The organism is Psychrobacter sp. AOP7-B1-25 (assembly GCF_052376195.1).
GTDB lineage: Bacteria > Pseudomonadota > Gammaproteobacteria > Pseudomonadales > Moraxellaceae > Psychrobacter.
In genome coordinates this window covers 1-2,628 of the sequence record NZ_JBQSVK010000038.1, presented here as the reverse complement: position 1 = coordinate 2,628, position 2,628 = coordinate 1, and the positions used below count along the sequence as shown (strand labels likewise).

Below are 2,628 nucleotides of genomic sequence, written 5' to 3'. Positions count from 1 at the left end.
AAAAGAAAACCCTAACCTCAAACCTGTGTTTGTCACACTTACTGTCAAAAATGGCGCTGACCTCAAAGAACGATTTAATCATTTAAAAGACTCTTTCAAGACCTATCAAAGTCGTAGACGTGACTGGTTAAAAAAAGGTCGTGGTTATAATGAGTTTTGTAAGGCTCACGGTATCGTGTACGCCTATGAAATAACAAATAATGGTAAAGGGTGGCACCCTCACCTACATATGATTTTGCTTGTTGATGATTGGATAGACAAAGACAAGTTATCTGATGAATGGAAGGCTATCACTGGTGATAGTTTTATCGTTGATGTTCGTAGAGTTAAACCCTCCAAGGCGGAAGTAGATACTATGGACGTTAAGGAACAGAAGGAAGATTACAGCGATGGCTTTATGGAAGTATTTAAATACGCCATGAAGTTCACAGAATTAACCCACTATCAAATATGGATAGCTCACGAAACCTTATCACCTACAGGACGCTTAACACGCTTACAAGGCTCTATAGGGCTGTTTAGGGGTGTTGAAGTACCTGATACCATGACGGACGATGTAATAGCCGATAATGTGCCTTTCATGTTGATTTTGTATAAGTTCCTGAAAGGAGCTGGTTACTCGGTAGAGTTTATGCAAGATGTGCCATTGGGTGAAGTGTCCATAGATAATTTAGCTGATGCTTTAGCAGAATATAATGCCAGTGGTGAAGTGTTGCCGTCATACATTGTCGTCACTGATGAAAATACGGGAGAAGTGACACGAGTGCGTGAGCCGTGCCCTAGCATCTGACCTGTAAGAGGAGGAGGAGCCCCGACGATCGACGATGATGGGTCTAGGGCGTAGGCACGAATTACAAAATGAGCAAGCATATGCCGTCATTACATTATGGCAGCTTGTAAGGGGGAAACCCCTTAACCCCTAAAATTCTTTTCTCTGAAAAATCCTAATGGCTCTGGCTGTTTAGCTAATTGGCTATTAGCAGCAGCCCCTCTGCCCTCCAGTTAACATCTTTTTGAATAGAAGCGGTCATAGTTTGCTTGTGTAGCCTGTAGCGCGCACAGCATCTTTTTGCTGTGGGTAAGCGTCAAGGCATAAGACTAATAACCTATTAGCAAATAGCTGTTGATTAACTATAGATTATATGATTAAATTAACTAAAAATTATCTAAGGATTAAAAATGAACCCACTAGCATATGCAGATATGAACACAGACGGCAAAGAAAACATATTCGGGCTTTTTCAATACATCGCTCATGATGAATTTGAAGAAGCAGTAAAGAAAAATGAAGTTGTAGACCCTAATCTTAAAACTACTTCAATAAGACTGCATGAGAAGCAATTACAGGTGTTTGACGCTGTAATTCGTTCTTTTGGGCTAACTCGTAATGAAGCGTTTGCTTACGCCATAACACAGTTTATGGCTGATGCTATATCAGGATATGCCTGTGGACGTGCTGAAGCATTTGGCGATACTAATTTTGAACAATCAGCAGCCGATCAGCGTTCAGCGTTTTTAAAATCATTACCACTAGATGATGAATTACGCTCTTATTTATCTGGTTTAACCAAATATGAGTTTCTTAAAAGAATAGGGGTTGAATAATGTTACAGATGACTGGAAAAGTTGTGAACACGTTCACACAGGAAGGCGGACAAGACAAAGACGGTAAGGACTACGAAGCACGTCATAAGGTACAGCTATTAGGTGAGTTCGACTTGCCTAATGGTGATATTAAGCATGACTTGGTTGATTTGAAAGTTGATAACCTGAGTGACTGGACACCGCATAAAGGTAAGGACGTGACCGTTGACATTGGGGTCTACGCTCCAAGCAAGGGCACAGTAATCTACTTCATTAAGAAAGGCTCTAAGCCACAGGTGAGAGGTTTAAGTCATGGTTGATTTATCTAGCATCACAGATTTATCTATGCTTGAAGCAATGGATAAACAGGAATTAGCCAAAGTTGTTAAGGAAACGATAGCAGGTAATGAGAAACAACTGAAAGAGTTGGAAAGGCTCAAAGATGAACTCTTGGCTGATATATCAGAAGGTCGTGACATACTTAAAAAGCTTGGACTAGAGTAGCGCAAGCACCGCCATTTCTAGCGTGGACGTAGGCAAAACCCTTTTGCACGTCACGCAGGAATAGGCGGTTTTTCTTTCACTTGATACTATGGAATTAAAGTGGGGACACTTTACTAAGGATTATGGAATGAAAGGCAATAAAAAACCCCATAATGATGAGATGCTTTTGGCGGGGCAATCATCAGAACAGGGTCAGGATATAGCTGTGGATAGCAATGCTAAACACAGGGCTAGAATAACACGATTTGGACATTTGCGCCAGCAATCAAAGGATATGTCTAACTGGTTATTTACTCAATATGATGAAGCTAGGTCGTTGGATACACCAATGGGCGAACTCATGGCAAAACGCTTTGGGCATTTTGCTAATCTACTTTCGGGCTGCGCTAATTATCTGCTATTCAAACATTACTACACGTTAGACAAATATAAGCTATCAGGGCTTAAAACCTGCAAAAAGCATATGCTATGCCCTTTCTGCTCTGCTATCAGGGCAAGTAAGCAAGCTACTGCCTACCATGACAAGATGGTTCATATCTT

The 2,628-nt window shown here is 41.0% G+C and carries 4 protein-coding genes and 1 pseudogene; all 5 read left to right on the top strand.

The genetic code is table 11. The annotated features are described in order from the left end of the window. The coding region (locus tag ACT3QR_RS13870) for a protein rep (protein WP_444521871.1) at positions 1–790 on the top strand (790 nt) is incomplete at its 5' end. A gap of 389 nt (positions 791–1,179) precedes the next feature. Beyond that, positions 1,180–1,605, top strand: a complete 426-nt coding sequence (locus ACT3QR_RS13865) for a hypothetical protein (protein WP_444521870.1) — start codon at positions 1,180–1,182, stop codon at positions 1,603–1,605. Continuing rightward, complete coding sequence (locus ACT3QR_RS13860) at positions 1,605–1,904, top strand: hypothetical protein (RefSeq protein WP_444521869.1); 300 nt, start codon at positions 1,605–1,607, stop codon at positions 1,902–1,904. Before ACT3QR_RS13865 ends, ACT3QR_RS13860 begins: the two co-directional genes overlap by 1 nt. Continuing rightward, positions 1,897–2,088: a hypothetical protein gene (locus tag ACT3QR_RS13855; RefSeq protein WP_444521868.1), complete on the top strand. Its 192-nt coding sequence runs from the start codon at positions 1,897–1,899 to the stop codon at positions 2,086–2,088. The genes ACT3QR_RS13860 and ACT3QR_RS13855 overlap by 8 nt, the downstream gene beginning before the upstream one ends. Positions 2,089–2,215: 127 nt before the next feature. Continuing rightward, positions 2,216–2,628 (top strand): annotated as a pseudogene (locus ACT3QR_RS13850) (protein rep); the annotation flags it as partial.